This window comes from Virgibacillus ainsalahensis (assembly GCF_055380755.1).
Map to the genome: position 1 here is coordinate 2,614,494 of NZ_AP043943.1, position 21,033 is coordinate 2,635,526.

24 protein-coding genes are annotated in these 21,033 nt (G+C 38.7%); 8 read left to right on the forward strand and 16 right to left on the reverse strand.

Features of this window, described 5'->3' with window-relative positions:
- The first annotated feature begins 380 nt into the window (after positions 1 to 380).
- Positions 381 to 1,967 (forward strand): phosphoglycerate dehydrogenase, encoded by a 1,587-nt coding sequence (gene serA, locus ACZ427_RS12740; RefSeq protein ID WP_461178929.1) that lies wholly within the window; start codon positions 381 to 383, stop codon positions 1,965 to 1,967.
- A gap of 58 nt (positions 1,968 to 2,025) precedes the next feature.
- Here serA and ACZ427_RS12745 read toward each other — a convergent pair whose 3' ends face one another.
- Positions 2,026 to 2,814, reverse strand: coding sequence for an HAD family hydrolase (locus ACZ427_RS12745; protein ID WP_461178930.1), 789 nt, complete (start codon positions 2,812 to 2,814; stop codon positions 2,026 to 2,028).
- A 145-nt stretch (positions 2,815 to 2,959) separates the two neighbouring features.
- Between ACZ427_RS12745 and ACZ427_RS12750 the strand changes: the two genes are divergently transcribed.
- A complete protein-coding gene (locus ACZ427_RS12750) occupies positions 2,960 to 4,054 on the forward strand; it encodes a branched-chain amino acid aminotransferase (protein ID WP_461178931.1) in 1,095 nt (364 codons plus the stop codon).
- 75 nt (positions 4,055 to 4,129) lie between these two features.
- Here ACZ427_RS12750 and ACZ427_RS12755 read toward each other — a convergent pair whose 3' ends face one another.
- Both ACZ427_RS12755 and ACZ427_RS12760 read right to left on the reverse strand, forming a co-directional pair.
- Entirely contained in the window at positions 4,130 to 4,519 is a 390-nt protein-coding gene (locus tag ACZ427_RS12755) for a hypothetical protein (protein ID WP_464883440.1), read from the reverse strand.
- Positions 4,520 to 4,739: 220 nt separating this feature from the next.
- Entirely contained in the window at positions 4,740 to 5,930 is a 1,191-nt protein-coding gene (locus tag ACZ427_RS12760; RefSeq protein ID WP_461178933.1) for a DHH family phosphoesterase, read from the reverse strand.
- Positions 5,931 to 6,079: 149 nt separating this feature from the next.
- On the opposite strand from ACZ427_RS12760, the gene ACZ427_RS12765 reads away from it, so the two are divergent.
- Positions 6,080 to 6,205: a YjcZ family sporulation protein gene (locus tag ACZ427_RS12765; protein WP_461178934.1), complete on the forward strand. Its 126-nt coding sequence runs from the start codon at positions 6,080 to 6,082 to the stop codon at positions 6,203 to 6,205.
- Between the two features lie 128 nt (positions 6,206 to 6,333).
- Here ACZ427_RS12765 and ACZ427_RS12770 read toward each other — a convergent pair whose 3' ends face one another.
- The 3 genes from ACZ427_RS12770 to ACZ427_RS12780 all read right to left on the reverse strand — a co-directional run bounded on the left by ACZ427_RS12770 (position 6,334) and on the right by ACZ427_RS12780 (position 8,534).
- On the reverse strand, positions 6,334 to 6,999 hold the full coding sequence (locus tag ACZ427_RS12770; RefSeq protein ID WP_461178935.1) for a Dph6-related ATP pyrophosphatase: 666 nt from the start codon (positions 6,997 to 6,999) through the stop codon (positions 6,334 to 6,336).
- A gap of 195 nt (positions 7,000 to 7,194) precedes the next feature.
- On the reverse strand, positions 7,195 to 8,178 hold the full coding sequence (locus tag ACZ427_RS12775; RefSeq protein ID WP_461178936.1) for a ring-cleaving dioxygenase: 984 nt from the start codon (positions 8,176 to 8,178) through the stop codon (positions 7,195 to 7,197).
- Between the two features lie 188 nt (positions 8,179 to 8,366).
- Entirely contained in the window at positions 8,367 to 8,534 is a 168-nt protein-coding gene (locus ACZ427_RS12780; RefSeq protein ID WP_461178937.1) for a hypothetical protein, read from the reverse strand.
- A gap of 248 nt (positions 8,535 to 8,782) precedes the next feature.
- Here ACZ427_RS12780 and ACZ427_RS12785 point away from each other — a divergent pair, with 248 nt between their 5' ends.
- Positions 8,783 to 9,166 (forward strand): hypothetical protein, encoded by a 384-nt coding sequence (locus ACZ427_RS12785; protein WP_461178938.1) that lies wholly within the window; start codon positions 8,783 to 8,785, stop codon positions 9,164 to 9,166.
- Positions 9,167 to 9,296: 130 nt separating this feature from the next.
- Here ACZ427_RS12785 and ACZ427_RS12790 read toward each other — a convergent pair whose 3' ends face one another.
- Positions 9,297 to 9,818, reverse strand: a complete 522-nt coding sequence (locus tag ACZ427_RS12790; RefSeq protein ID WP_461178939.1) for a nitroreductase family protein — start codon at positions 9,816 to 9,818, stop codon at positions 9,297 to 9,299.
- Between the two features lie 240 nt (positions 9,819 to 10,058).
- Here ACZ427_RS12790 and ACZ427_RS12795 point away from each other — a divergent pair, with 240 nt between their 5' ends.
- On the forward strand, positions 10,059 to 11,087 hold the full coding sequence (locus tag ACZ427_RS12795) for a TDT family transporter (protein WP_461178940.1): 1,029 nt from the start codon (positions 10,059 to 10,061) through the stop codon (positions 11,085 to 11,087).
- Positions 11,088 to 11,240: 153 nt separating this feature from the next.
- Here ACZ427_RS12795 and ACZ427_RS12800 read toward each other — a convergent pair whose 3' ends face one another.
- On the reverse strand, positions 11,241 to 12,761 hold the full coding sequence (locus ACZ427_RS12800; RefSeq protein ID WP_461178941.1) for a 3D domain-containing protein: 1,521 nt from the start codon (positions 12,759 to 12,761) through the stop codon (positions 11,241 to 11,243).
- Positions 12,762 to 13,144: 383 nt separating this feature from the next.
- Between ACZ427_RS12800 and ACZ427_RS12805 the strand changes: the two genes are divergently transcribed.
- Positions 13,145 to 13,312, forward strand: a complete 168-nt coding sequence (locus tag ACZ427_RS12805; RefSeq protein WP_461178942.1) for a hypothetical protein — start codon at positions 13,145 to 13,147, stop codon at positions 13,310 to 13,312.
- A gap of 273 nt (positions 13,313 to 13,585) precedes the next feature.
- On the opposite strand, the gene ACZ427_RS12810 is transcribed toward ACZ427_RS12805, so the two are convergent.
- The 5 genes from ACZ427_RS12810 to ACZ427_RS12830 form a co-directional block, all read right to left on the reverse strand.
- Positions 13,586 to 14,260 carry a DUF1129 family protein gene (locus tag ACZ427_RS12810; protein WP_461178943.1) on the reverse strand — a complete coding sequence of 225 codons (675 nt, stop codon included), beginning with the start codon at positions 14,258 to 14,260 and terminating at the stop codon, positions 13,586 to 13,588.
- Position 14,261: 1 nt separating this feature from the next.
- Entirely contained in the window at positions 14,262 to 14,585 is a 324-nt protein-coding gene (locus tag ACZ427_RS12815) for a PadR family transcriptional regulator (protein ID WP_461178964.1), read from the reverse strand.
- Between the two features lie 169 nt (positions 14,586 to 14,754).
- Complete coding sequence (locus tag ACZ427_RS12820) at positions 14,755 to 15,573, reverse strand: DUF6612 family protein (protein ID WP_461178944.1); 819 nt, start codon at positions 15,571 to 15,573, stop codon at positions 14,755 to 14,757.
- Positions 15,574 to 15,821: 248 nt separating this feature from the next.
- A complete protein-coding gene (locus ACZ427_RS12825) occupies positions 15,822 to 16,127 on the reverse strand; it encodes a hypothetical protein (protein ID WP_461178945.1) in 306 nt (101 codons plus the stop codon).
- A gap of 32 nt (positions 16,128 to 16,159) precedes the next feature.
- Positions 16,160 to 16,915 carry an AAA family ATPase gene (locus ACZ427_RS12830; protein ID WP_461178946.1) on the reverse strand — a complete coding sequence of 252 codons (756 nt, stop codon included), beginning with the start codon at positions 16,913 to 16,915 and terminating at the stop codon, positions 16,160 to 16,162.
- A 253-nt stretch (positions 16,916 to 17,168) separates the two neighbouring features.
- On the opposite strand from ACZ427_RS12830, the gene ACZ427_RS12835 reads away from it, so the two are divergent.
- Positions 17,169 to 17,795, forward strand: coding sequence for a metal-dependent hydrolase (locus ACZ427_RS12835; RefSeq protein ID WP_461178947.1), 627 nt, complete (start codon positions 17,169 to 17,171; stop codon positions 17,793 to 17,795).
- Positions 17,796 to 17,887: 92 nt separating this feature from the next.
- Here the strand turns inward: ACZ427_RS12835 and ACZ427_RS12840 are convergent, their stop codons facing one another.
- The 3 genes from ACZ427_RS12840 to ACZ427_RS12850 all read right to left on the reverse strand — a co-directional run bounded on the left by ACZ427_RS12840 (position 17,888) and on the right by ACZ427_RS12850 (position 19,789).
- Complete coding sequence (locus ACZ427_RS12840) at positions 17,888 to 18,661, reverse strand: TatD family hydrolase (RefSeq protein ID WP_461178948.1); 774 nt, start codon at positions 18,659 to 18,661, stop codon at positions 17,888 to 17,890.
- Between the two features lie 44 nt (positions 18,662 to 18,705).
- Entirely contained in the window at positions 18,706 to 19,305 is a 600-nt protein-coding gene (locus tag ACZ427_RS12845) for a uridine kinase family protein (RefSeq protein WP_461178949.1), read from the reverse strand.
- Between the two features lie 283 nt (positions 19,306 to 19,588).
- Positions 19,589 to 19,789, reverse strand: coding sequence for a hypothetical protein (locus ACZ427_RS12850; RefSeq protein ID WP_461178950.1), 201 nt, complete (start codon positions 19,787 to 19,789; stop codon positions 19,589 to 19,591).
- Positions 19,790 to 20,041: 252 nt separating this feature from the next.
- Here ACZ427_RS12850 and ACZ427_RS12855 point away from each other — a divergent pair, with 252 nt between their 5' ends.
- Entirely contained in the window at positions 20,042 to 21,028 is a 987-nt protein-coding gene (locus tag ACZ427_RS12855; protein ID WP_461178951.1) for a TIGR00341 family protein, read from the forward strand.
- Positions 21,029 to 21,033: the final 5 nt, after the last annotated feature.

The window sequence follows — 21,033 nt, forward strand, 5'->3', positions numbered from 1 at the left end:
CCGTGAAATTTTTGTATAATTCTTAATAAAACGTTTTCATGGGGTTGTCTATTGGTCTCCCTGAAATGAAAAACTAATTTTCCTTCGTGCCGTATATTGACAATACAAATAGTTCTGCTATGCTGAAAAATATTTAATGATTTATTATATAATGAGTTCGGAGAGGAGAGAGAATGCAATTAGATAAGCAAATACATAAACCTCCCGAAACATGTTGATTCAGTCAATGACTTGGTAAAGGGGTAAAAACCAAAGAATCAGCGTTTGCAAGAGTAACTTATCGCCAGTTCATTAGTAGTAAGCTTTAGAAGCACTTAAGCTGTTCATCAGTGATAGGAGTAACGAAGGAAAAAAATTAGGATAACAGGAGGTACAACAACATGACATTTAATATATTAGTTGCTGACCCGCTCAGTGAAGATGGTATTCAACCTCTAAGAGATACTGAAAATATGAATATAGAGATTGATACAGGGTTGACTCCAGAAGAATTGCAGGAAAAAATCCCGGCATTTGACGCCTTACTTGTACGAAGCCAGACCAAGGTCACGCGAGAAATTATCAACCATGCCAAAAAACTGAAAATCATCGCCCGTGCTGGAGTTGGTGTTGACAACATCGATCTCGAAGCCGCCACCGAAAATGGAATTATTGTTGTAAATGCACCAAACGGAAATACTAATTCAGCGGCTGAGCATACAATGGCAATGATTATGTCCCTGTCCCGTAATATTCCCCAGGCTTACAATGCCCTTAAAAATCATCAATGGGACCGCAAAAAATATGTGGGTGTGGAATTAAAAAATAAAACACTCGGAATTATCGGGTTAGGCCGAATCGGCGCAGAGGTCGCTTATCGTGCCAAAGGACAACGCATGAATGTCGTGGCATATGATCCGTTCTTCACCGAAGAAAAAGCAGAAAAAATGGGAATCGGCTATGGAACATTGGAAGACGTCCTGCAGCAAGCAGACTTCATTACCGTCCATACACCATTACTGAAAGAGACGAAACATATGCTGAATGCTGATGCCTTCGCATTGATGAAAGACGGTGTGCAGATTGTCAATTGTGCCCGTGGCGGAATTATCGATGAGGACGCTTTATATAATGCGATTGTTTCTGGAAAAGTTGCTGGAGCCGCAATGGATGTTTTTGAAGAGGAACCATTCCTTGACAACAAACTGCTTGAGCTGCCTCAAGTCATTGCAACACCACATTTGGGGGCAAGTACCGTGGAAGCACAGGAAACTGTTGCTGTGGATGTCAGTCATGATGTTGTCAGCTTTTTAACGGAAGACACGGTTAAAAATCCGGTAAACCTTCCTTCATTACCTAGAGAAATTTTGAATGAAATTGAACCATATTTTAATTTAGCCGAAACACTGGGAGAATTCCTGATTGAATTGACCCAGGATGTTGCAGAGGAAATAAACATCTCCTACGCCGGTGATTTGTATGATATGGAAGTAACTCCATTAACCAGAAATACAGTTAAAGGATTTCTGAAGCGCCATCTCGGAAGCCACGTAAACGACGTAAACGCCCTTTATCTTGCTGAAAGAAAAGGAATCACTATTCATGAAAACAAAACAACATCAACGAAAGGATTTACGAATCTACTGAGTGTCGAGGTGAAAACAAAATCAGGCAGCCGCACCGTGTCAGGTACATTATTAAATGGACTCGGCCCACGAATTGTAAAAGTGGATGAATACAGCGTCGACCTTACACCAAAAGGACATATTGTCGTCATTCAACACAAGGACCAGCCAGGTGTAATCGGAAAAATGGGATCTCTTTTATCCAACCACAACATCAATATTGCAACAATGCAGGTGGATCGTTCAGATGTTGGTGGGAATGCAATTATGATGCTTACTGTTGACAAACATATGGATGAAGACGAAATGGAAGCACTAAAATCATTGGAAGAAATCCATGAAGTAACAGCGATTGATCTATAAAAATAACAAGATCAATGAATGAAACGAGGCTGACCCCAAGCAAAGGTCAGCCTCGTTTTCATTTCTGATTCAATTTTTCCAAAAGCGGTATTAATGCTCCCAGATCAGGAATCTCATAGGTTGGTTTCACTTCATTAGCTTCTTTCTTCTTTCGATTTATCCAGATAGATGAGATCCCTGCCCTTGAAGCACCGAGTATATCTGTCAGAAGGTTATCCCCAATCATGAGGACCTCCTCTTTTTGAACAGAAAGCAGTTTTAATGCGTGTTCAAAAATTTCCGGCGCAGGTTTTCCCTTTCCAAAAGCACCCGACACAACGATATGATCAAAATATGGCACCAGCTCTGGGGTGATATCAAGCTTCGTCTGCTGCAAATCAGGAGAACCATTAGTGAGCAGCAACAACTGATACTTCCCTTTCAGTTGATCAAGCAAACGAAAGGTATCTTCATAAACAAACGCCTTTTCTTTTCGTATTCTTGGAAATGCCTCCGCCAACTCATGGCCGAATGCCGGATCATCAATTCCACATTCTTTTAATGCAGAGGTCCAAGCATCTTTTCGATAAGTGGGAGCTATTTCTTTAAGTTTATGAAAGTCCTCTCCTTCATCCGGGAAATTCCCCCATAATCCTTCAAATGGATTAATGCCAATCATACGAGTAAAATCGTATGTCTCATAGGAAGCATACAGGTTACGTGCGTGCTCACGAACTTTCTCCTCCAGCATATCCGGGTTAATCCCATATTTCTTTTCAGCAATGTCGCAGGTTGCCTTAAAGGTTTCTTCCACACTTTTTTCATCCCATAACAGGGTGTCATCCAAATCAAACATCAATGCTTTCATTTTTTTCCTCTTTTCCATAGGCTGTTTACTGTTACAATACTATAACTTTTCAATAAAATAAATAAAAAACTGAATATTTAGGGTTGATTTTATAATGAAAATAGCTTATTATAAACATTAAATTTCACAACAAGGGGATAGTGACATGGAAGAATGGACAGTAAAAGTAGAACATTGTGGTATGAAGAAAGATAAACCGAATACGGATCAATTGGAATTTGGAACAATTTTTACTGACCATATGTTTGTAATGGATTTTTCAACACCTTTAGGATGGCATGATGCGCGGATTGTACCGTACCAACCGCTGACAATTGACCCATCCGCCATGACATTTCATTATGGTCAGTCTGTGTTTGAAGGCATGAAAGCCTATTACACAAAAGATGGAGACATCCAACTATTTCGGCCGGAGAAAAACCTGAAACGTATGAACCACTCGAATGACCGTCTTTGCATACCACCAATCGATGAAGAATTCGTTCTACAGGCAATTAAACAACTTGTTTATTTGGATAAGGATTGGATTCCAACAGCGGAAGGAACCTCTCTGTATCTTCGACCATTCATTATTTCAACGGAACCCTTTCTCGGTGTTGCACCATCACACCACTACAAATTGATTGTCATCCTTTCGCCAGTCGGCGCTTATTATAAAGAAGGCATCAACCCTGTAAAAATTGCAGTAGAAGACCAATATATCCGTGCAGTAAAGGGCGGTACCGGTGAAGCAAAAACAGGCGGCAACTATGCTTCAAGCTTGAAAGCTCAGGAAATTGCAAGTGAACAAGGTTATGCCCAGGTTCTATGGCTTGATGGTGTCGAAAAGAAATATATTGAAGAAGTTGGCAGCATGAATGTTTTCTTTAAAATCAACGGCGAAGTTGTTACACCTGCTTTGAATGGAAGCATTTTGAGTGGTATAACACGTGATTCAACGATTCAATTACTCAAGCATTGGGATGTTCCGGTTGTCGAACGGAAAATTTCCATGGAAGAAGTCTACAATGCCCATATGGAAGGTGAACTGGAAGAAGCATTTGGAACTGGGACCGCTGCAGTCATCTCACCAATTGGCGAATTGGCCTGGGGCGATAAGCATCTTCATATTAACAATGGGGAAATTGGTGAAACTGCCAAGCAATTGTATGATACCATGTCCGGAATTCAATACGGCAATGTGAAAGACCCATTTGGCTGGATCGTAAAAGTAGGAGAAGCAAGTGCTGTTGAGCAATAATAGTTTATCCTTCATTATATTATGATAGATTTCCCCTTTGCCTTGGGAGGCTTGGGGGATTTTTTTATGTTTAATCTATCTTCTAAACGCCTTTATCCCCAAATAAATAACTCCAATCACAACAGCAAAAGCCATAAAAAATACAAGAAATCCCCATAATCCTGCTGCAGCATCAGCAAATTCCATATTGCCGCGATTTGTAATGCCCTGTTGTAATTCAATTGCAAATACTAACACAATCATCATGGTAATTGTATAGATAAATGCAAAAATTCCTGTACTCCATTTCATCTTTTCCACGATTTTGAAACAAACATAAACAAAGAAAAAGATTGCGATACCAATAAATCCAAATACCCAGAAATGCAGTTCTTTATCAGTCAAATGCACCCCTGCTGTATCAACCAATAAATCATGTATTGTATTTACGATTTCTGCTAAAATCAGGATAATTTCTCTCATCATTACCTCCGTTAAGCTATTAATCTTCTAATTAAAAGATACCTTATTATTGCTGAATAGTACATACTTTTAATGAATGAGAAATGATTCTTTTCACCTGTGACTACACATCTCCTATTCAGCCATGAACATCCTGACAAAAAAGAAAGCCCTGTATCTCACATGATTTTCACACTCGGATACAAGGCTAATTTTGGCAAAGGACTCATAGCTTGGCCAACGCTTATTTACTTCGTTTTATATTTTTCAATTCGTCTATTAAATAATCCACAAAAAAATCGTCTCTTACAAGCCAAGCTGCATATTTACGTTTCAGGAAACGTTCAGCCTCATCAAAACTTGTAAAAGTCTCTTTCAATTTTGAATTATTTTTTTCTACCATCCATTCATGAGTACTTTTCTGGTATAGAAGTAAGAATCCTTCCCTTTGTCCTTTATACAGCGAACCAAATGCAGATTGCTTTAGGTTATAGCGATTTCGTTTCGCATCCTCCGGCAATGGTTCCAGGTTAAATGTGTTGGTCACAAACTGTTTAAAAGCTTCATCGGTCATTGAGCAACCAGATGCTTTGGCGTGACCACCTCCGCCAAAATGACCCGCAATCTCGGATACATCGATATGATCATGAATTGTCCTGAATCCTAATCGTTTGCCACCAATATTTAAAATTGCAATATAATCAAGGTGCGGATATTCTTTCCCCAACTCATTGCCAAGCTCTGAATGGTAGGATTCTGCATAAACGATACCTGCACAATAACCGTTAATTTCAGCCTGGACCAGTTGTCGCCGTTTTCTGCGAATATAACGTTCGATTTTGCCATCTTCCATATTTAGTATTTTCTTTTCGAACTCATCAAAATAGAAATGATCACTTGTGTTCAGGCGTTCGATTATTTTTTCTTCAAATTCCTCAATCGAAACTAAAAAAAAGAGCGCATTCAATCTGCGGGCTGCTTGATTGTCATTCTTCTCCCAGTCCCATGTATCATATTGTCTAACAAGCTCTACAAATTCAGCAGTAACGTCTGAAGCTTCTATATGCTGATGTTTGATTAGATATTCGTAAAATAAGGAAGTTGCCGAATTTAATCTTTCTTTATCATCTTCAACGGCAACGTAAGCCCAGGGATACTCGTTAAAAGCTAGAGCCGTCTTATGGTGGTCTAGTAGTTGTACATTTCCTCCATCCTTGTAAAATGCATCTATTCTTTTTTCATTTTCTTTGTTTACAGACAGATCTGTGATAAACAAGGACATATCCTTGTTATCATTGTCTAAAAACCATTCAACTTGTGTATTGAGACCTGACAGTGAGTTGTAACGGACACTCACCTGCTTTCCAAAAGCGAGTTTCGCTAAAATACCGCATCCAACTCCATCCAAATCGTTATGTGACAACAATTTATACATATTCTTCACCTCAGCATGTAGTATGGGTGAAAAAGTGAATATTATTGATAAACTTCACATGTTTTCGCTACTCCCAATAAAAGCCCTTACGTATTTAATTAACCAGCATACTATAAGAGTAACCTTAATGAAAAAGGAGGTTTATTTCTATGGGTTATGGTAATGGTGCCGGAAACGGTGGATTTGCGTTAATTGTTGTTCTCTTTATCCTGCTTATTATTGTCGGAGCTCGCGGGTTTGGCTATGGTGGCGGATACGGAGGCGGTGGTTATTAATCAATAACCACGATTGCCACGGATAAAATGCCTAAGTAAATAGCGATTATCCAAAAGGCCTCCCCTGGATGATCGCTATTTTTTAATGAAAGCTTGTAAATATTACGGAATATAAATACACTAATTGACTATCGCTTGGACAACTCCACATGTGCAAAGCGACCTCCCAAGGTTTCAAACCGAGATCCTGTCTTTACGGCAACTGGATGATTATAAATCGGACCATCAAAAACAAATGTATGGAATTCTCCATTTTCTCCACATGGATCAGTGCCTTTTGGAAGGGTTCTAATAAATGTTTCATCAAAAGGATGGCCTGCCATTTCACCTGGGAGTTTGGAAGTGTCAACCGTTGTCACGACAGCTTGAAACCCTTCTGAAATAAAATCCTCCGCAACCTTTAATGTATCTTTTCTCCATAAAGGATAAACAGCTTGCATTCCTACCTTTGCAAGTTGCTGGTCCCTGTACGCTTTAATATCTTCAAGAAATAGATCTGCATGGGCAATGTTTTGAATATCCATGCTTTTAAAATACTCCATCTGTTCTCCGAGTGCCTGCTCATAAACGTCGTTTGATGCATTAGCAGGCAGTTTCACCTCATATAAGGGCAACCCCAGAGCATTAGCCTGTTCGTAAATAAACGTTGTCTTCACCTCATGCATCGGCAAACGTCCGCTTTCCTCCGAAGTGGTGGATAATAAACCTTTCACCTGAAACGTATTGTTCTTTAGTAATTCATAAGCTGCAAAAGCACTGTCTTTTCCTCCACTCCAGGATACAATAACATTCATTCTACATCTCCACCAATAATCAACCTCATCCAAAACCTCTCCCTTATCACCACTTGTTTTCTTATAACTGTAATTCTATTTTTAATGCCAATTCCCTTCTTTTTTGAATTTTTCTGTTTAAACAGTGAAACATTATTTTTTCCTTAACCCGAAAAGGCGCACTCTTTTCAGGAATGCGCCTACTAAAAATTTCACTTACTCATATTCTTTTTCAATATTTTTGGTACTTCTTTCTGTATCTATCGGTCGTACCATTTTTTCGATTTCTTCACGCTGTGGTTCAAGAAACGGCGGGAGGGATAACTTTTCCCCAAGGGTTTCATATGGTTCATCGCCCATAAATCCGGGTCCGTCTGTTGCAAACTCAAACAGAATCTGTGGAGCAACATTTGTGTATAAAGATTCAAAGAAATGACGGTCTACATAACCGGACGTTCGGAATCCAAAGTTAGCCATCCGGCCTATCCACTCTTCCAGCACAGAACGGTCTTCCACACGGAACGCTGCATGATGGACCGTACCATAGCCTTGACGTGCATTTGGAAGAACTGGATTATACTCCACCACTACCCTTGCACCATTTCCACCTTCACCGACTTCAAATAAATGGAATGCACCATCAGCATCTATTTCCTTGAATAACAAGACTTTCTCCATCATTTCCTTGAAATAATCAAAGTTGGCTACGCGGACAAATATTGGTCCGAGTCCTGTAATGGCATATTCCAAGGGAACGGGACCATCCTGCCATGGTGTACCAGCTGCAACACCTTCATTATTCTCATCCGAAATTAATTGATACTGCTGATCATCAAAATCAACAAAAGAAAGTGCCTTTGTGTTAAATTGCTCTTTAACCCCTGTATGCTTTACTTCAAGTCGGTCAAAACGTTTTACCCAATAATCCAATGCTGCATCACTTGGTACACGAAAGGATGTTTTAAAAATTTCATTTGTCCCATGAGAACCTTTTGGAACGCCCGGGAAGTCAAAGAAAGTCATATCCGTCCCCGGGTTCCCTTTATCATCCGCAAAGAATAGGTGATAGGTTTGAATATCATCCTGGTTTACTGTTTTCTTAACCAAACGCATCCCTAATACATACGTAAAAAATTCATAGTTTTTCTCTGCACTGCTTGTAATTGCTGTTACATGGTGCATCCCTTTAATACCGTTCATTTATTAATTCCTCCATTTTATTATGATTAAATTTATTTATATTTAATTAATGTATATTTAATTCATAATAAATATATCACTGCTGAGGAATATCGTCAAGTAATGGATTTGTATAGATTTGTTCCGATCACAACCTGACAAATATTACTTCTTCCTATAAAAAAATAATCCCCTCAGACGGAAAGGGATTATTTTTGTTCATTGTTCATTTTTGTTGAATTAGTATCTATATCTTGATCAAGGACTCGGTCAATATCCAAATGCGGTTTGCCACGCACTGCTTCATTTGAAAAGTTTTGGAGGCTTTCTTCCTTATTCTCCTGTTTCTTCCTCTTTTTATCTGGATTAGGATTCATTTTATACTTCCCTCCTTAATAGATGTCATCGATTAGACCTGAATCTTTTTTTACGGTGTTGATTTCTAACATACATCTATTATTAAAGTAACCCTTTTCATCGTAATTTAAACAGGGAATTTTTCAGGTTATTCCCAACCTTTCCTTCACGAATCATTCTACAACTTTCATTGTTTATTCCAATCACGAATGGATACACTAATGATCGAGTGTAGGAACATTTAAAAAGTATGAGTAGGCAGGTTTATATGGATAAAAATAATGGTTCTGAAGTTATCAATCCCCTCTTACAAAAACGAATAACAAATGAAGTGGAAGGGATGAAATTCACTAAAAATTTCCGCTCAGCAACTGCAGAGGAATGGTATATTTTCCTTCCTGGTTTTGAAGATAGAAAAACAGGTGGTGCTGCAGGAAAAGTCATCGTTCATTACAATTTGTATGGCAATCGAGAGATATTCATCAATACAACTATTATTTTTGATGATCCGCAATTATGCGATACAACTGCGCATCCCCTTGTATACGCCCTTACAGATGAAATTGTGAACCGTCTGGTAGGATATGCAGATACGTTACTTTCCGTCCATGCTGGAGAAAATTCCTATCAGGCTGAATATGTATCCACTTAAATTGTAATGAAAATGACGAACGCTTTAAACCAATACGTATATCCTAAAACGTACGAAAAGCCTCAATGAAAATTATCTTCTTCATTGAGGCTTCCCTTTTATTGATTCGTTATATTTGATTGATTAAGCATTAATACTTTTCATAACGTACAACATCTTCTCTCGGAACATGCTTCTTTGGTTTCAGTTCCTGATCTGGATAGCCTAATCCCAATCCAGCGACAACGCGGTGTTCCTCTGGTACGCCAAGAAGGTTTCTTGCGTACGTCTCCCGCTCGTTGGATTCTTTTTCACTCTCTGCATTGTAAATCGCACCAAACGCTGAGCCAAGCCCATTTTCAGTAGCTTCCAGCCAAACAAAAGCACAAGCGAATGAACCATCCTGAAGCCAATATTTGCTCACCTCCGGCTTAACAGTGACAACAATAGCCGCCTGCACCTCTTTCATCCATTTCATGTAAGGCGTAGTGTCTGCTAATTGATCCAGTGTCTTACGTTCCTTTACAACAATCAGATTTTTGGACGGCAGATTATTGCCTGTAGGAGCAAAATACCCGGCATCTACTACTTTTTCCAAAACACTTTCCGGTATTGGTTCATCTTTGTATTTTGTTATTTCACGCCGTTCCTGAATTGCTTGAAAAACATCCATCAACATCCCCTCCAATTATGAATTAATTTAATGTTAGCATAATTCCGTGTAATTAACTAGGAATAAAAATTCAAGATAAGATTGCTGTTGAGAATCTTTATATTCCTATAAGAGTTTTTTAGATTACACTGCATCTATTTGAGTATTGTTTAACGGAATAAATGCAGGGCTTTTTTAAATGTGAAATTAGGTATATAATGCTGTAATGTATGCTAAATAGAAAAAAAGGGGGGGATATCTATGATTGATTTAAAAATAATCAATCCTGCTTCAGGTTCCATTATTATGGCACTGGGAATCTTCCTTTATGGAGCCATTGAAGGTTTTCCCTACTTAAATCAAGTTTTCGGAGAGTTATTTACGATTGTTCTTGTGATCATCGGGATGGTGATTTATACAGTACTTACCCGCCAATTTTTCCATAAACACTTTCTTGTTCCATTTTTAAATAATCCAGTCAACTCTTTTGTGATGGGTTCCTGGATTGCCGGAGTCTCGGTTTTATGTAATGTCGTTACTAAATATTTCCCTGAGATAAGCAGAGTAGTTCAAGTCACTGCAATAATAAATACGGTTTTTTGGGTACTTTTTATCCTATATTGTGTATATAATTTTAAGCAGCTATGGAAGCGGCCAAGCAGACACTCGATCCATGGTGTTATTTTACTTTCAACAGTTGCCACACAATCACTTGTTATTGTATGGGTAGAATTATTTCCATTTATTTCTGATATTGTAGTGATTTCCGCTATATCGCTGGGACTTTTATTTTATCTGGGTGGTATACTCCTAATTGGATTTCGTTATATAAGTGAAAAGCAATGGTCACTCTCAGAGGACTGGACGAACACAAATTGTATCATTCACGGCGCCCTATCAATTACGGGGTTAGCCATCGTTGCATCCCAATTAGCTTCTGCCTTATTTATTATGATCTTTTGGTTGATTGTATTTATATTATTGATAATTGTCGAAACTTTAGAGGTTATGAGGGCCATAAAGCGGGTCAGCAAATTAGGCTGGAAGAAGGGAATTCTCACCTACAACATCAGTCAATGGTCACGAAATTTTACCTTTGGTATGTTTTATGCCTTTACGATGATGATGCACGAAAATCCCTATTATATGAACAGTATGTATCATTTTCACGAAGGGTTTTTGACTCTGTGGGCATGGATTGTATTAGTCACTCTCATTGGTGAAATTGGCTTGTGGATTGAATCCAAATGGCATTTTTTTGAAAGAGCTAAGGGGGAAAGCATTGTTTGAGCACATCATATTCCAGAGGGGACTGCTCTTTTTGTTCTACTATTCGATACTTATTCAATAGTAAAGTTTATACCTTGTATCAAAATAAAAGGAAAGCATCCGTGATAAGATGCTTTCCTTTGTCATTCCATCAACCATTTTTTCAAATCCAACTTAGTTTAATACCGTTACATTAACTGTTCTTCTGCCCCAGTTGAATGCTTCGTCCGTCGTTGGAACATGAATATCGATTTTATTTCCTTTGATTGCTCCACCAATATCTCCTGCTACTGCATAACCATAGCCTTCAACATAAACTTCGGAACCAAGTGGAATAACATTAGGATCAACCGCTATTACTTTAGCATTCGGATTTGCATTTAAGTCGATTCCCGTGTAAGTAATTCCAGAGCATCCATAACATCCAGCTGTGTAAGCTGTTGCTTCAACGGATAAGCTTTTAGCTGCTTTTTCTTCCTCTTCTGCTGCTTTTTGCGCTGCTAGACGCTCTTGTTCCTCTTTTTCTGCCTGTTCAGCCGCTAGACGTTCCTGTTCTTCTTTTTCTGCCTGTTCAGCTGCCTGACGTTCCTGTTCTTCTTTTTCTGCCTGCTCAGCTGCTAGACGTTCCTGTTCTTCTTTTTCTGCCTGTTCAGCTGCTAGGCGTTTTTGTTCTTCTTTTTCTGCCTGTTCAGCTGATAGACGTTCCTGTTCCTCTTTTTCTGCCTGTTCAGCTGCTAGACGTTCTTGTTCTTCTTTTTCTGCCTGTTCAGCTGCTAGACGTTCCTGTTCTTCTTTTTCTGCCTGTTCAGCTGATAGACGTTCCTGTTCTTCTTTTTCTGCCTGTTCAGCCGCTAGACGTTCTTGTTCTTCTTTTTCTGCCTGTTCAGCCGCTAGACGTTCTTGTTCCTCTTTTTCTGCCTGTTCAGCTGCTAGACGTTCTTGTTCTTCTTTTTCTGCCTGTTCAGCTGCTAGACGTTCCTGTTCTTCTTTTTCTGCCTGTTCAGCTGCTAGACGTTCTTGTTCTTCTTTTTCTGCCTGCTCAGTTGCTAGACGTTCCTGTTCTTCTTTTTCTGCCTGTTCAGCTGCTAGACGTTCCTGTTCCTCTTTTTCTGCCTGCTCAGCTGCTAGACGTTCCTGTTCTTCTTTTTCTGCCTGTTCAGCCGCCAGACGTTCTTGTTCTTCTTTTTCTGCCTGTTCAGCCGCTAGACGTTCTTGTTCTTCTTTTTCTGCTGCTATACGAGCTGCTTCTTCTTCAGCTATTTGTTCCTCTGTTTTCTCTGTTATTACTACTTTTTTATTGTCTGTTTTTGAGTCTTCATTTAATGAATCATCAGTCTGCCTATTTTCTGTACTTGAGATTGTCAGTTTTTGGCTGATAAAAATGAAATCCGTTTTAAGTTTATTCCACTCTTTCAACTGATTAACAGTGACCCCATTTTCCATGGCTATTTTGAAAAGAGTGTCACCCATTTTCACTGTATGCTCTTTGTGGGCCTGGAGAATTTGTTCAGGAAATATGATGGTAGACTTTAAATCATTCAGTTCAAACAAGTCCTCAACCGTTGTATTATATGTATTTGCGATTCCCCATAACGTGTCACCTTTTTGCACCTTGACCTGCTCAGCTGAAGCGCCTGATAGTGAAGCACCGGCAATAAGGACGCCTGCTGTGACCGTAGCAACCAACTTTTTCATGTGCTATTTCTCCTCCTTCTATTCTATTAAGTAACAATATACCATAACCTTCCAGATAATAGGTTACAAGAATATTACAGAGGTATTACAGGATTCTAGAAAATAGCTTTAAAATAGTAATAGAGCAGGCTATTTCTATTACAGAGACAGGACTTCAGTCATAGTATTTTATCATTCTGTCTTGCGAGATTTGTAATATAATCAAAAAAATTATCCCGGGTTACTTCATAAATTAAATGAACAGACCGTCCGTCTTCTGACAATTCGGTTCTCCCCTGGCTCGGACCATATGCGTGAGGATTTCAAAATGTATTTTACTCGATTGGTAAATAATTATTCTTTGGAAAGACTAAGCACTGAAAACGAAAAATGGAGGGTAACGAATGGATAAAAAACATCGCGAATTCAGAACCGGTCAAGGTGTTCCTGAAACTGGACAATTCATTTGTCAATCAGGGGAACGCGTAACATTAGATAAAAATGAAGAATTCCCGGCTTGTCCAATTACTGGAGATGAAACAACTTGGAAAAATGAGGATGAAGATCAATAAAACAAGGGAATGCTTACTTGGCAGCTAAGAAAATATAGAACCTTCTTACTGCATACGTTTGGACTAAGACTTTTCGCCACAAGCATTTGGCGAAAAGCCTTGTTTTCTAACGAGATAAGTAGGTATATGATTATGTCAGCATATCAATTTCTTGTTAGTAACCCCCACATTCCGGATCCAGGCCTTTTGTTCATTGAACTTACAGCATATACAACACGATGCACCTCGTATATATATCCTCATTCGATTCACTTCAAGGAGATTCCAATCCTTTTATATAGCCTTCCTCATCATATGTGCAGCTAGAAAAAGAACAGCACCAAGTAACAAAACGATATAAAACGGAAACTCTATAACCGGCCCAATATCAGGGGTGACATAGACTACCAACATAAATATTCCAAAAGAAACAACACCATACCCCCATAATAGAAAGAATTCTTTTACCTTATTAATTTTCTTAAAACAAGCCCAACGAAGGTATTGGACAAGAACATATAGAAGCAGAAATGCAATTGGAACTGATAGTAGTACTTTCAAGATTACAGTGCCAACATGATACACTTCTGTTAATGTTTCCATGTCCAACACATAATGATTGAATAGGGCGAAACCCCCGGAGAAGATAGTGCTGGCAGCAAGGAAATACAGGGCTCCCATGATGAAAAATTTCATTCGTTCCTTTGTTACCATTTTTGGAAGCTCTCCAATGATTTCATTCGCATATCTTTTTGGCTCTCTTCCGAATACATCCTCTGCCGTTTTTCCTTCTGCCTGGGATTCCAGTAAATGATCCAGTAACTCGGCAAGTATTTCTTCCATTTCCTGTTCGGCAATATCGTAGGACAGGCGGACATATAACAACATCTCTTCATAATACTCCAGATTTTCTTTTGTTAATTGTTTTCGTTTTATATTATTCGCTTGAATCAGTTCTTTCGCATCCATATTATCCCTCCATATTTAATAGGCGATCTACCGGTGCTTTAATTCCTTCCCAGTTCTTTTTAAAATCCTCCAGCGCTTCCGCTCCTTCATCCGTCAGATAATAATATTTCCGGTTCGGTCCAGTTGAGGATTTTTTCATTTCTCCCCTGATCAACCCTTCCTTTTGCAGCCTCAGCAAAATGGGATAGATAGACCCTTCACTTACCGAAAGTCCATAATCCTGAAGCTTCATCGCTAATTCATAGCCGTAGACAGTCTGACGGGCAATGACGGCAAGAATACATCCTTCCAATATTCCTTTTAACAGTTGACTGCGAATCGACAAATCCATCACCTACCTTGTATTACAATATAGACTATCACAAGTTCTTCTACCTTGCAATACAATATAGTCGTTTTTTTATAACAGCGAACAAAACCTCCAACATGAATTGCTGAGACTCTTGAGACTTCATCATAAAGTAATCAAGGAGAGCTTATGGAAGCCCTCCTATCTAAAATTGACCTACTGCTCCATCTTTCACTTCCTGAGGTAATTGGATTGAATCAATTGTGTTGATATTTTTGTATTCTGCACTAACCTTCTGAATCATCTCCAGTTGTTGTCCCTCTCCATTCACAGTCATCTCAATATCCATATTAAATTTACTCGTCTCGTATGTCTCTTTGTCAAAAAACATTTCATAATGCAGTTTATGGACTTTCACATTATCCACGACTTCACTTGCTTCTTCCCCTAATTCTGCCATCAATTTTGGTGTCATAGATTCATCCATAATAGTGTCCATCAATTCTTTAACCTCCTCACCATCACCATTCATCTTCAGGGTGTATGAGTTTTCTGTCTCTTCCGCTTCCAAATCATCTACAAACTGCTCAAATAGTTTCAATTGCTCGGAAGGATTCCGCTGCTGACGGTTAATAAGCTCTATTGGCATTGAGTTATTCACTTTCATCCAAGACTGTGTTGAAGAATCATATACATATATCTCTTCATCTACCATATACATTTCTGTCTTCATTTCATCCGGTACACCATCCATCATAATGTTCATCGTTCCTTTTTGATGCATAGCAAGCGGGTCCATTGTTACTTCTGCCTCCATATTACTTTCTATTTCCATAGATTCCGCTGCATCAGGCGATCCCATTTGCTGTTTCATATCCATGAGGATTTCCGCACTCTCTATCTTCTGCGCAGCCTCCATTGCCTGGGTATAAACTTCTTCAACATCTGTTCCTGTAGTACTTCCACATGCAGTTAGACTTCCAGCCAGAAATAAAAACACGACTGGAATCATCCATTTCTTCATAAAAGCATCCCTTTCATGTAGGTTGATACTCTTATTTACGCTTTTTCTGTCAAAATAGTTTCACAAATTATATCTTTTTATTTGGATTTTATCAAAAGATCCGGGACTGCGATTACTCGCCCCACCTAAAAGATCTGGGACTGCGATTACTCGTCCCACCTAAAAGATCTGGGACTGCGATTACTCGTCCCACCGAAGAGATCTGGGACTGCGATTACTCGTCCCACCGAAGAGATCTGGGACTGCGATTACTCGTCCCACCTAAAAGATCTGGGACTGCGATTACTCGTCCCACCTAAAAGATCTGTTGCTTTTGACACAAAAACGACAAATTGTGACATTTGCTCCAAATAATTTCTTGCCAGGAAAAAGAATAGAATGGAAAAAAGAATAAATCCAATAATATGTAACCAAAGAAATACAGTATCCAACGTATCCCCATCCCATCCAATTATTCTTTCTACTCGATAGTAATTGAATTGAATTTCGATAAAAATAAAAATCACGAAACCATATATCACACTAATTGCATTTAATTTCGCAAAATAATTCATAGTCCAACCACCTTAAAAACTAAACAATGCTATCACTGAAACAGATGATGCAATAACCTTTCTTTATCCTCAAAAAATTGCTTCATAACCGTATAATGATCTGTATCTTCCAATTTTGTTTCATTCATTCCCTCTTCTGTGAGCTGCATGATTTTTGCATCAGGATATGCCATAATAATTGGGGAGTGTGTGGAAATGATAAACTGTGAACCTTGCTCAACAAGTTCATGAATCCTGGTGAGCAACGATAATTGCCTTAATGGGGACAAGGCCGACTCCGGCTCATCCAAAATATATAAGCCCCCCCCCTGAAAACGATTAAGGAAAGCCGCAAAAAAGGATTCTCCATGTGATTGCTGATGCAGGGACTTTCCACCAAATGAATCGATAATCTTAGATCCAAAAGAAGAGTCGAGATCCAGCTCCTCAACATTTGTAGCCACATTATAAAATGTCTCTGCCCGAAAAAAGAAGCTATCTTTCGGCATATAAACTCCTTTAGCTAATCGCAAATATTGATCCAGATTGGAATGAGAATCGTAGTTGGAAAAATTGAAATTTTTGCTTCCCCCTTCCGGATTAAAGCCAAGGGCGATTGCAATCCCCTCCAGTAACGTTGATTTTCCCATTCCATTCTCGCCTACAATATAGGTAACGTTGGGATGAAATAATAATTTCTCAAATGTCTTCATAATAGGTAAATCGAACGGAAACAACTCATACGAATCTATCTTCTCTAATTTCAGGTGAATACTTTTTAAGTATTGTGTTGCGTGACTTAACTTCATTTGTGGACATCCTATCTTTAAATTCATTTTTAATTCGTCTATGAATGCAAATGCTTCACTTTTTTCACGAGTATAACATATACACGGATAGAATTTTCCACTATTCTGTAGACTACTACCATTTAATTCTATGAACCAGTTTGGACTTCAAAAATATAATTTTCATCTCCCTCTAAACAGAACAGACATTTTGTTGTAAAATAAAACATGGTGTTTACGTAGCACAATAATTTTTATAGAGGTGAAAGTTAAAGTGAATGGAACAGCACATGCAGCAATTGGGGCAGCAACAGGATTTATTATAGCGAACACCTTTCATACCAACCCTCCAACAACACTTCTTTTCGTTGGGTTAGGGGGAGTTTCCGGATTAATACCTGACCTCGATATCGATGGGAAACTTCGCAGCAGAATTACATTCTCTCATAAGGTTATTCAAACAGTTGCACAGTTGATTGGAATTCTGATGATCATTTACAGTTTTTATAAGGGAACACCAACAGAAAAATACCTCGGCATCGGAATTGGTGTGGCGATGATGGTTCTATCCTCGCTACTTAAGCAAAAGCATATGTTAATCATCACAGGAATTGGTGTACTAGCGGGAGGATTCTTCTTGCAGGAAACTTGGTTGAGTCTGCTTGGGATATATATTTTAATCGCGTCGTTCGTTTCACATCGTGGTTATACTCATTCGATCATCGGGGTTGTTTTCTTTGGATTTATCGCTGCCAAACTGGAGATTTCCTTAGGAATCAATGGAGTTTTCTATACTTGTCTTGCCGGGTATATCAGTCATTTAGTTGCAGATAGTAAACTACTGCCGTTCAATAAACGGGGGATTAAATTATTTTTGCCAATCTCTTCAATAGACGTATAGGCAATGGCTTAAGCAGGCTACTGTGGGGCATTCTCCCTAAAGGGCCTGGCCCTCCTAATGGGATGGGCAACCAATTGATTTTCTATTTTCTATTAAAAATAAAAATTTATCGTATTAAGATGAATCCTTTCATATACATCTCTAATATTCATTTGCTTAATTTCAGAAATCCTCCTAATCGTTTGATGTATCATTTTTGGATGTGTCATACAGTTTTGGAAAGGTCCCTCAAACGGCCAAGGTCCATCGGTTTCTACCATCATTTGGGAAATGGGGTAATGTTTGACAAGTTCCTGGATTTTCTTTTTATAAAGAACATCAGGAGTAATGGAGATGAAATAACCATTTTGAATGATACGCTGTACTGTCTTAAAATCCCCTTTAAACCAGTGAAAATGGGCTTTTTTTACTGAGTGTTTTTCCAGTAGTGTACACACTACTGGAGCATCTTCATATACTGCGTGCAGTGCTATTGGCTTATCCAGCTTTTTCGCAACAATGATAAACTCCTCCAGCATTTCGACATAAGGATCCAATGGCATCCCTGGATTTTCTTTTCGTAAATAATATGGGAGACCTACTTCACCTACCGCAACCATTTCTTGTTGATACCGCTCCATAAACTGATGCAGCTTTTTCTTTTCCTCTTCACTGGGCAATGGCTGCTCAGGGTGGAAGCCAAATGCAGTCTTTATACCGGGATTTTCTCGCGCCAATGTCAAATTAGCATGGGCAGATTGTAAATGATTGGATACCGCTACAAGAAACTCTACATCATTTTTCCCCATATCCTGGATAATCCGATTGCGTTCCGCTTCCTGATAGACATCCAAATGAATATGTGCATCGATAATCGGCTTATACATAGGAATTCCTCCAGTTCTAATCAATTTCCCCCAACATTAATCGACTACTTCCACCAATCTGTCGTATCAAATACGAGGTCACTTTTTTCTGGAATCTGTAATTCAGAAAAATAATGCTCTTCCAGTGGAATCCAATCCTTTTTAAATTTTTGGAGCTTCTCTTCTCCATTGCGTTTAACAATCCGCTCCTGCTGAACTTGTTGATCAACTGTCAGGAATATTTTACAGTCATATACATCATTTAACTTTGGATGCATGCTGTAGACTCCTTCGATGATTGATAGATGCTTTAAATCATTATGGATTGGTTCATCAAGTTTATTTACTGAACAATTGTACGGATGATACGTAACCTCCTCTCCATGCGTTAATGGGTGGAGCACTTCATCCATAAACCGTTCCACATGTACGTTTCCTCCAGGCTGAGCCATTCTTTCCTTTGTTTTCATCTCAAAAGGAAGAAAAAAATCATCCATATGAAAAACATTGCAGTCAAATGCGGTCGATAAATATGCGGCAAGTGAACTTTTGCCACTGCTGCACCGTCCGTCAATGGCAACAATCACAGATTCTTTCTTCATCAACTGTTTTTCCACTTCTCTCAATATAGGCAGATATCTTTGATTGGCAAGTTTTTCTTTCATGAATGTTCACTCCCTTAAAATTCTTACTAATGTGCCATCTTTATTTTAATGGTACATTCTTATATTTTATCAAATTATCTTTAAAAATAATAATGGCAAAGAGAACGTAGAAAATGAATTAGGTTTTGCGTTCATGACGATAAACTTGAGGAAGTACACCGCCATGAATACAAACCACCCAATAGATAATGAAAATAATATAACTTAAAAATGGTTCCAATCATCCAAAACCGATGATTGGAACCATTTTTAAGTTATTTTTGGCTAGTTATGTCCCAGCCCCTCACACATAATAATTCTCTTCCTGTGCATATACAATATTACTTTTCTCCAATTTTCTTTCCGCTTTTTCATTTGCTTCTTTTTTTGTTTGGGCCTGAATCACCGTTTTTTTAACCAGCCCCTCTTCCGTCTGATATAAAATACGATAATCGTTAAACATAAAATCTCCTTTAATAAAATTAATCGTTAATACAAAGGTCAACCGTAATATGCGTTGTAGTTATATTTCTTTCTAATTTTTTCATTTTTTATACCAATTAATTGAAATTGTTTTCCATGTTTCATTGCATGATTGAATTTAGATTAACTATTTTTAAATATGCTATGCATTGCTGGCAGTTTTGTTGATGGGCCGGATTTATGTACAGAATAAGAGATAAAAAATTCTCCGTTATGAAACCGGGGAGTGGGTAACAATAAGGTTTAAAAGTGTAGAAAACAGGAGAGATATGCTATGACATTACAGCTGCTTGAAATTTATGCTCCACAGGATTTTTTGGATATTGAGAACATTAAAGATGGATTTCCTGTAGTTTCGTACTGGGTTTCTGAGGAATCAAAAGAGAGGAGACTGACACGAATACTTGTGGAAACAAATGATTCAGAGGAAATCCTGGATTATCTGGAACAGCTTTCTGGCGACAATGATGCTTATCAAGTAATGCTGCTGCCTGTGCGTACTTATTTGCCGCGTAATGAAGAGGAAGATGAACAGAAGAACGAGGAAAAAGACCTGGAACGTGCCAGCAGACATGAATTATATACGGCAGTAGAGAAATCAGGCCAGATGAGTGTCAGCTATATATGGTTTATTATTTTTTCTTCCCTTGTTGCTACGGTTGGCATCATCAAAAGCAGTCCCGCTATCGTCATTGGAGCAATGGTGATTGCACCAATTATCGGGCCGGTAACCGCTGTTTCCTTTGCTTCCATTCTCGGTGATTTCAAGTTAATGCGTTCTTCTATGCTTACCTCCCTGTATGGAATCGGGATTCCCATCGTCATTGCTGCCCTATTTGGTTTTTTCTTTGAACCTCCTGTATACAGTGATGAATTTCTTTCACGTACGGATATTCAACTCATTGACGTGGTGGTAGCTCTCGCTTCAGGTGCTGCTGGTGCTCTTTCCTTTGTTAAAAGAAACGAAGGGGCTCTTGTAGGTGTAATGGTTTCCGTTGCTTTACTCCCGCCAGCCGTCGTATTTGGCATGATACTTGGAACAGGGGAATTGGGAGAAGTAGTTATTCCGTTTATTCTATTAATGGTCAATATCAATTCGATACTACTCTCTGCTGTCGTCGTATTCTGGTTAAGTGGTATTAAACCAGCCAATTGGCAGGACCTGCAAAAGGCACACATCTCACGCAAACTCTCTCTCTTATTCATTTCAATCATTACAATCGTACTGATAACGGCGATTATTTTTATAAACCTTGTGTAAACCGT

Coding starts and splice junctions, on each gene's coding strand:
- serA (WP_461178929.1), top strand. CDS start 381: ATGACATTTAATATATTAGTTGCTGACCCGCTCAGTGAAGATGGTATT.
- ACZ427_RS12745 (WP_461178930.1), bottom strand. CDS start 2,814: ATGAAAGCATTGATGTTTGATTTGGATGACACCCTGTTATGGGATGAA.
- ACZ427_RS12750 (WP_461178931.1), top strand. CDS start 2,960: ATGGAAGAATGGACAGTAAAAGTAGAACATTGTGGTATGAAGAAAGAT.
- ACZ427_RS12755 (WP_464883440.1), bottom strand. CDS start 4,519: ATGATGAGAGAAATTATCCTGATTTTAGCAGAAATCGTAAATACAATA.
- ACZ427_RS12760 (WP_461178933.1), bottom strand. CDS start 5,930: ATGTATAAATTGTTGTCACATAACGATTTGGATGGAGTTGGATGCGGT.
- ACZ427_RS12765 (WP_461178934.1), top strand. CDS start 6,080: ATGGGTTATGGTAATGGTGCCGGAAACGGTGGATTTGCGTTAATTGTT.
- ACZ427_RS12770 (WP_461178935.1), bottom strand. CDS start 6,999: ATGAATGTTATTGTATCCTGGAGTGGAGGAAAAGACAGTGCTTTTGCA.
- ACZ427_RS12775 (WP_461178936.1), bottom strand. CDS start 8,178: ATGAACGGTATTAAAGGGATGCACCATGTAACAGCAATTACAAGCAGT.
- ACZ427_RS12780 (WP_461178937.1), bottom strand. CDS start 8,534: ATGAATCCTAATCCAGATAAAAAGAGGAAGAAACAGGAGAATAAGGAA.
- ACZ427_RS12785 (WP_461178938.1), top strand. CDS start 8,783: ATGGATAAAAATAATGGTTCTGAAGTTATCAATCCCCTCTTACAAAAA.
- ACZ427_RS12790 (WP_461178939.1), bottom strand. CDS start 9,818: ATGGATGTTTTTCAAGCAATTCAGGAACGGCGTGAAATAACAAAATAC.
- ACZ427_RS12795 (WP_461178940.1), top strand. CDS start 10,059: ATGATTGATTTAAAAATAATCAATCCTGCTTCAGGTTCCATTATTATG.
- ACZ427_RS12800 (WP_461178941.1), bottom strand. CDS start 12,761: ATGAAAAAGTTGGTTGCTACGGTCACAGCAGGCGTCCTTATTGCCGGT.
- ACZ427_RS12805 (WP_461178942.1), top strand. CDS start 13,145: ATGGATAAAAAACATCGCGAATTCAGAACCGGTCAAGGTGTTCCTGAA.
- ACZ427_RS12810 (WP_461178943.1), bottom strand. CDS start 14,260: ATGGATGCGAAAGAACTGATTCAAGCGAATAATATAAAACGAAAACAA.
- ACZ427_RS12820 (WP_461178944.1), bottom strand. CDS start 15,573: ATGAAGAAATGGATGATTCCAGTCGTGTTTTTATTTCTGGCTGGAAGT.
- ACZ427_RS12825 (WP_461178945.1), bottom strand. CDS start 16,127: ATGAATTATTTTGCGAAATTAAATGCAATTAGTGTGATATATGGTTTC.
- ACZ427_RS12830 (WP_461178946.1), bottom strand. CDS start 16,915: ATGAAGTTAAGTCACGCAACACAATACTTAAAAAGTATTCACCTGAAA.
- ACZ427_RS12840 (WP_461178948.1), bottom strand. CDS start 18,661: ATGTATAAGCCGATTATCGATGCACATATTCATTTGGATGTCTATCAG.
- ACZ427_RS12845 (WP_461178949.1), bottom strand. CDS start 19,305: ATGAAAGAAAAACTTGCCAATCAAAGATATCTGCCTATATTGAGAGAA.
- ACZ427_RS12855 (WP_461178951.1), top strand. CDS start 20,042: ATGACATTACAGCTGCTTGAAATTTATGCTCCACAGGATTTTTTGGAT.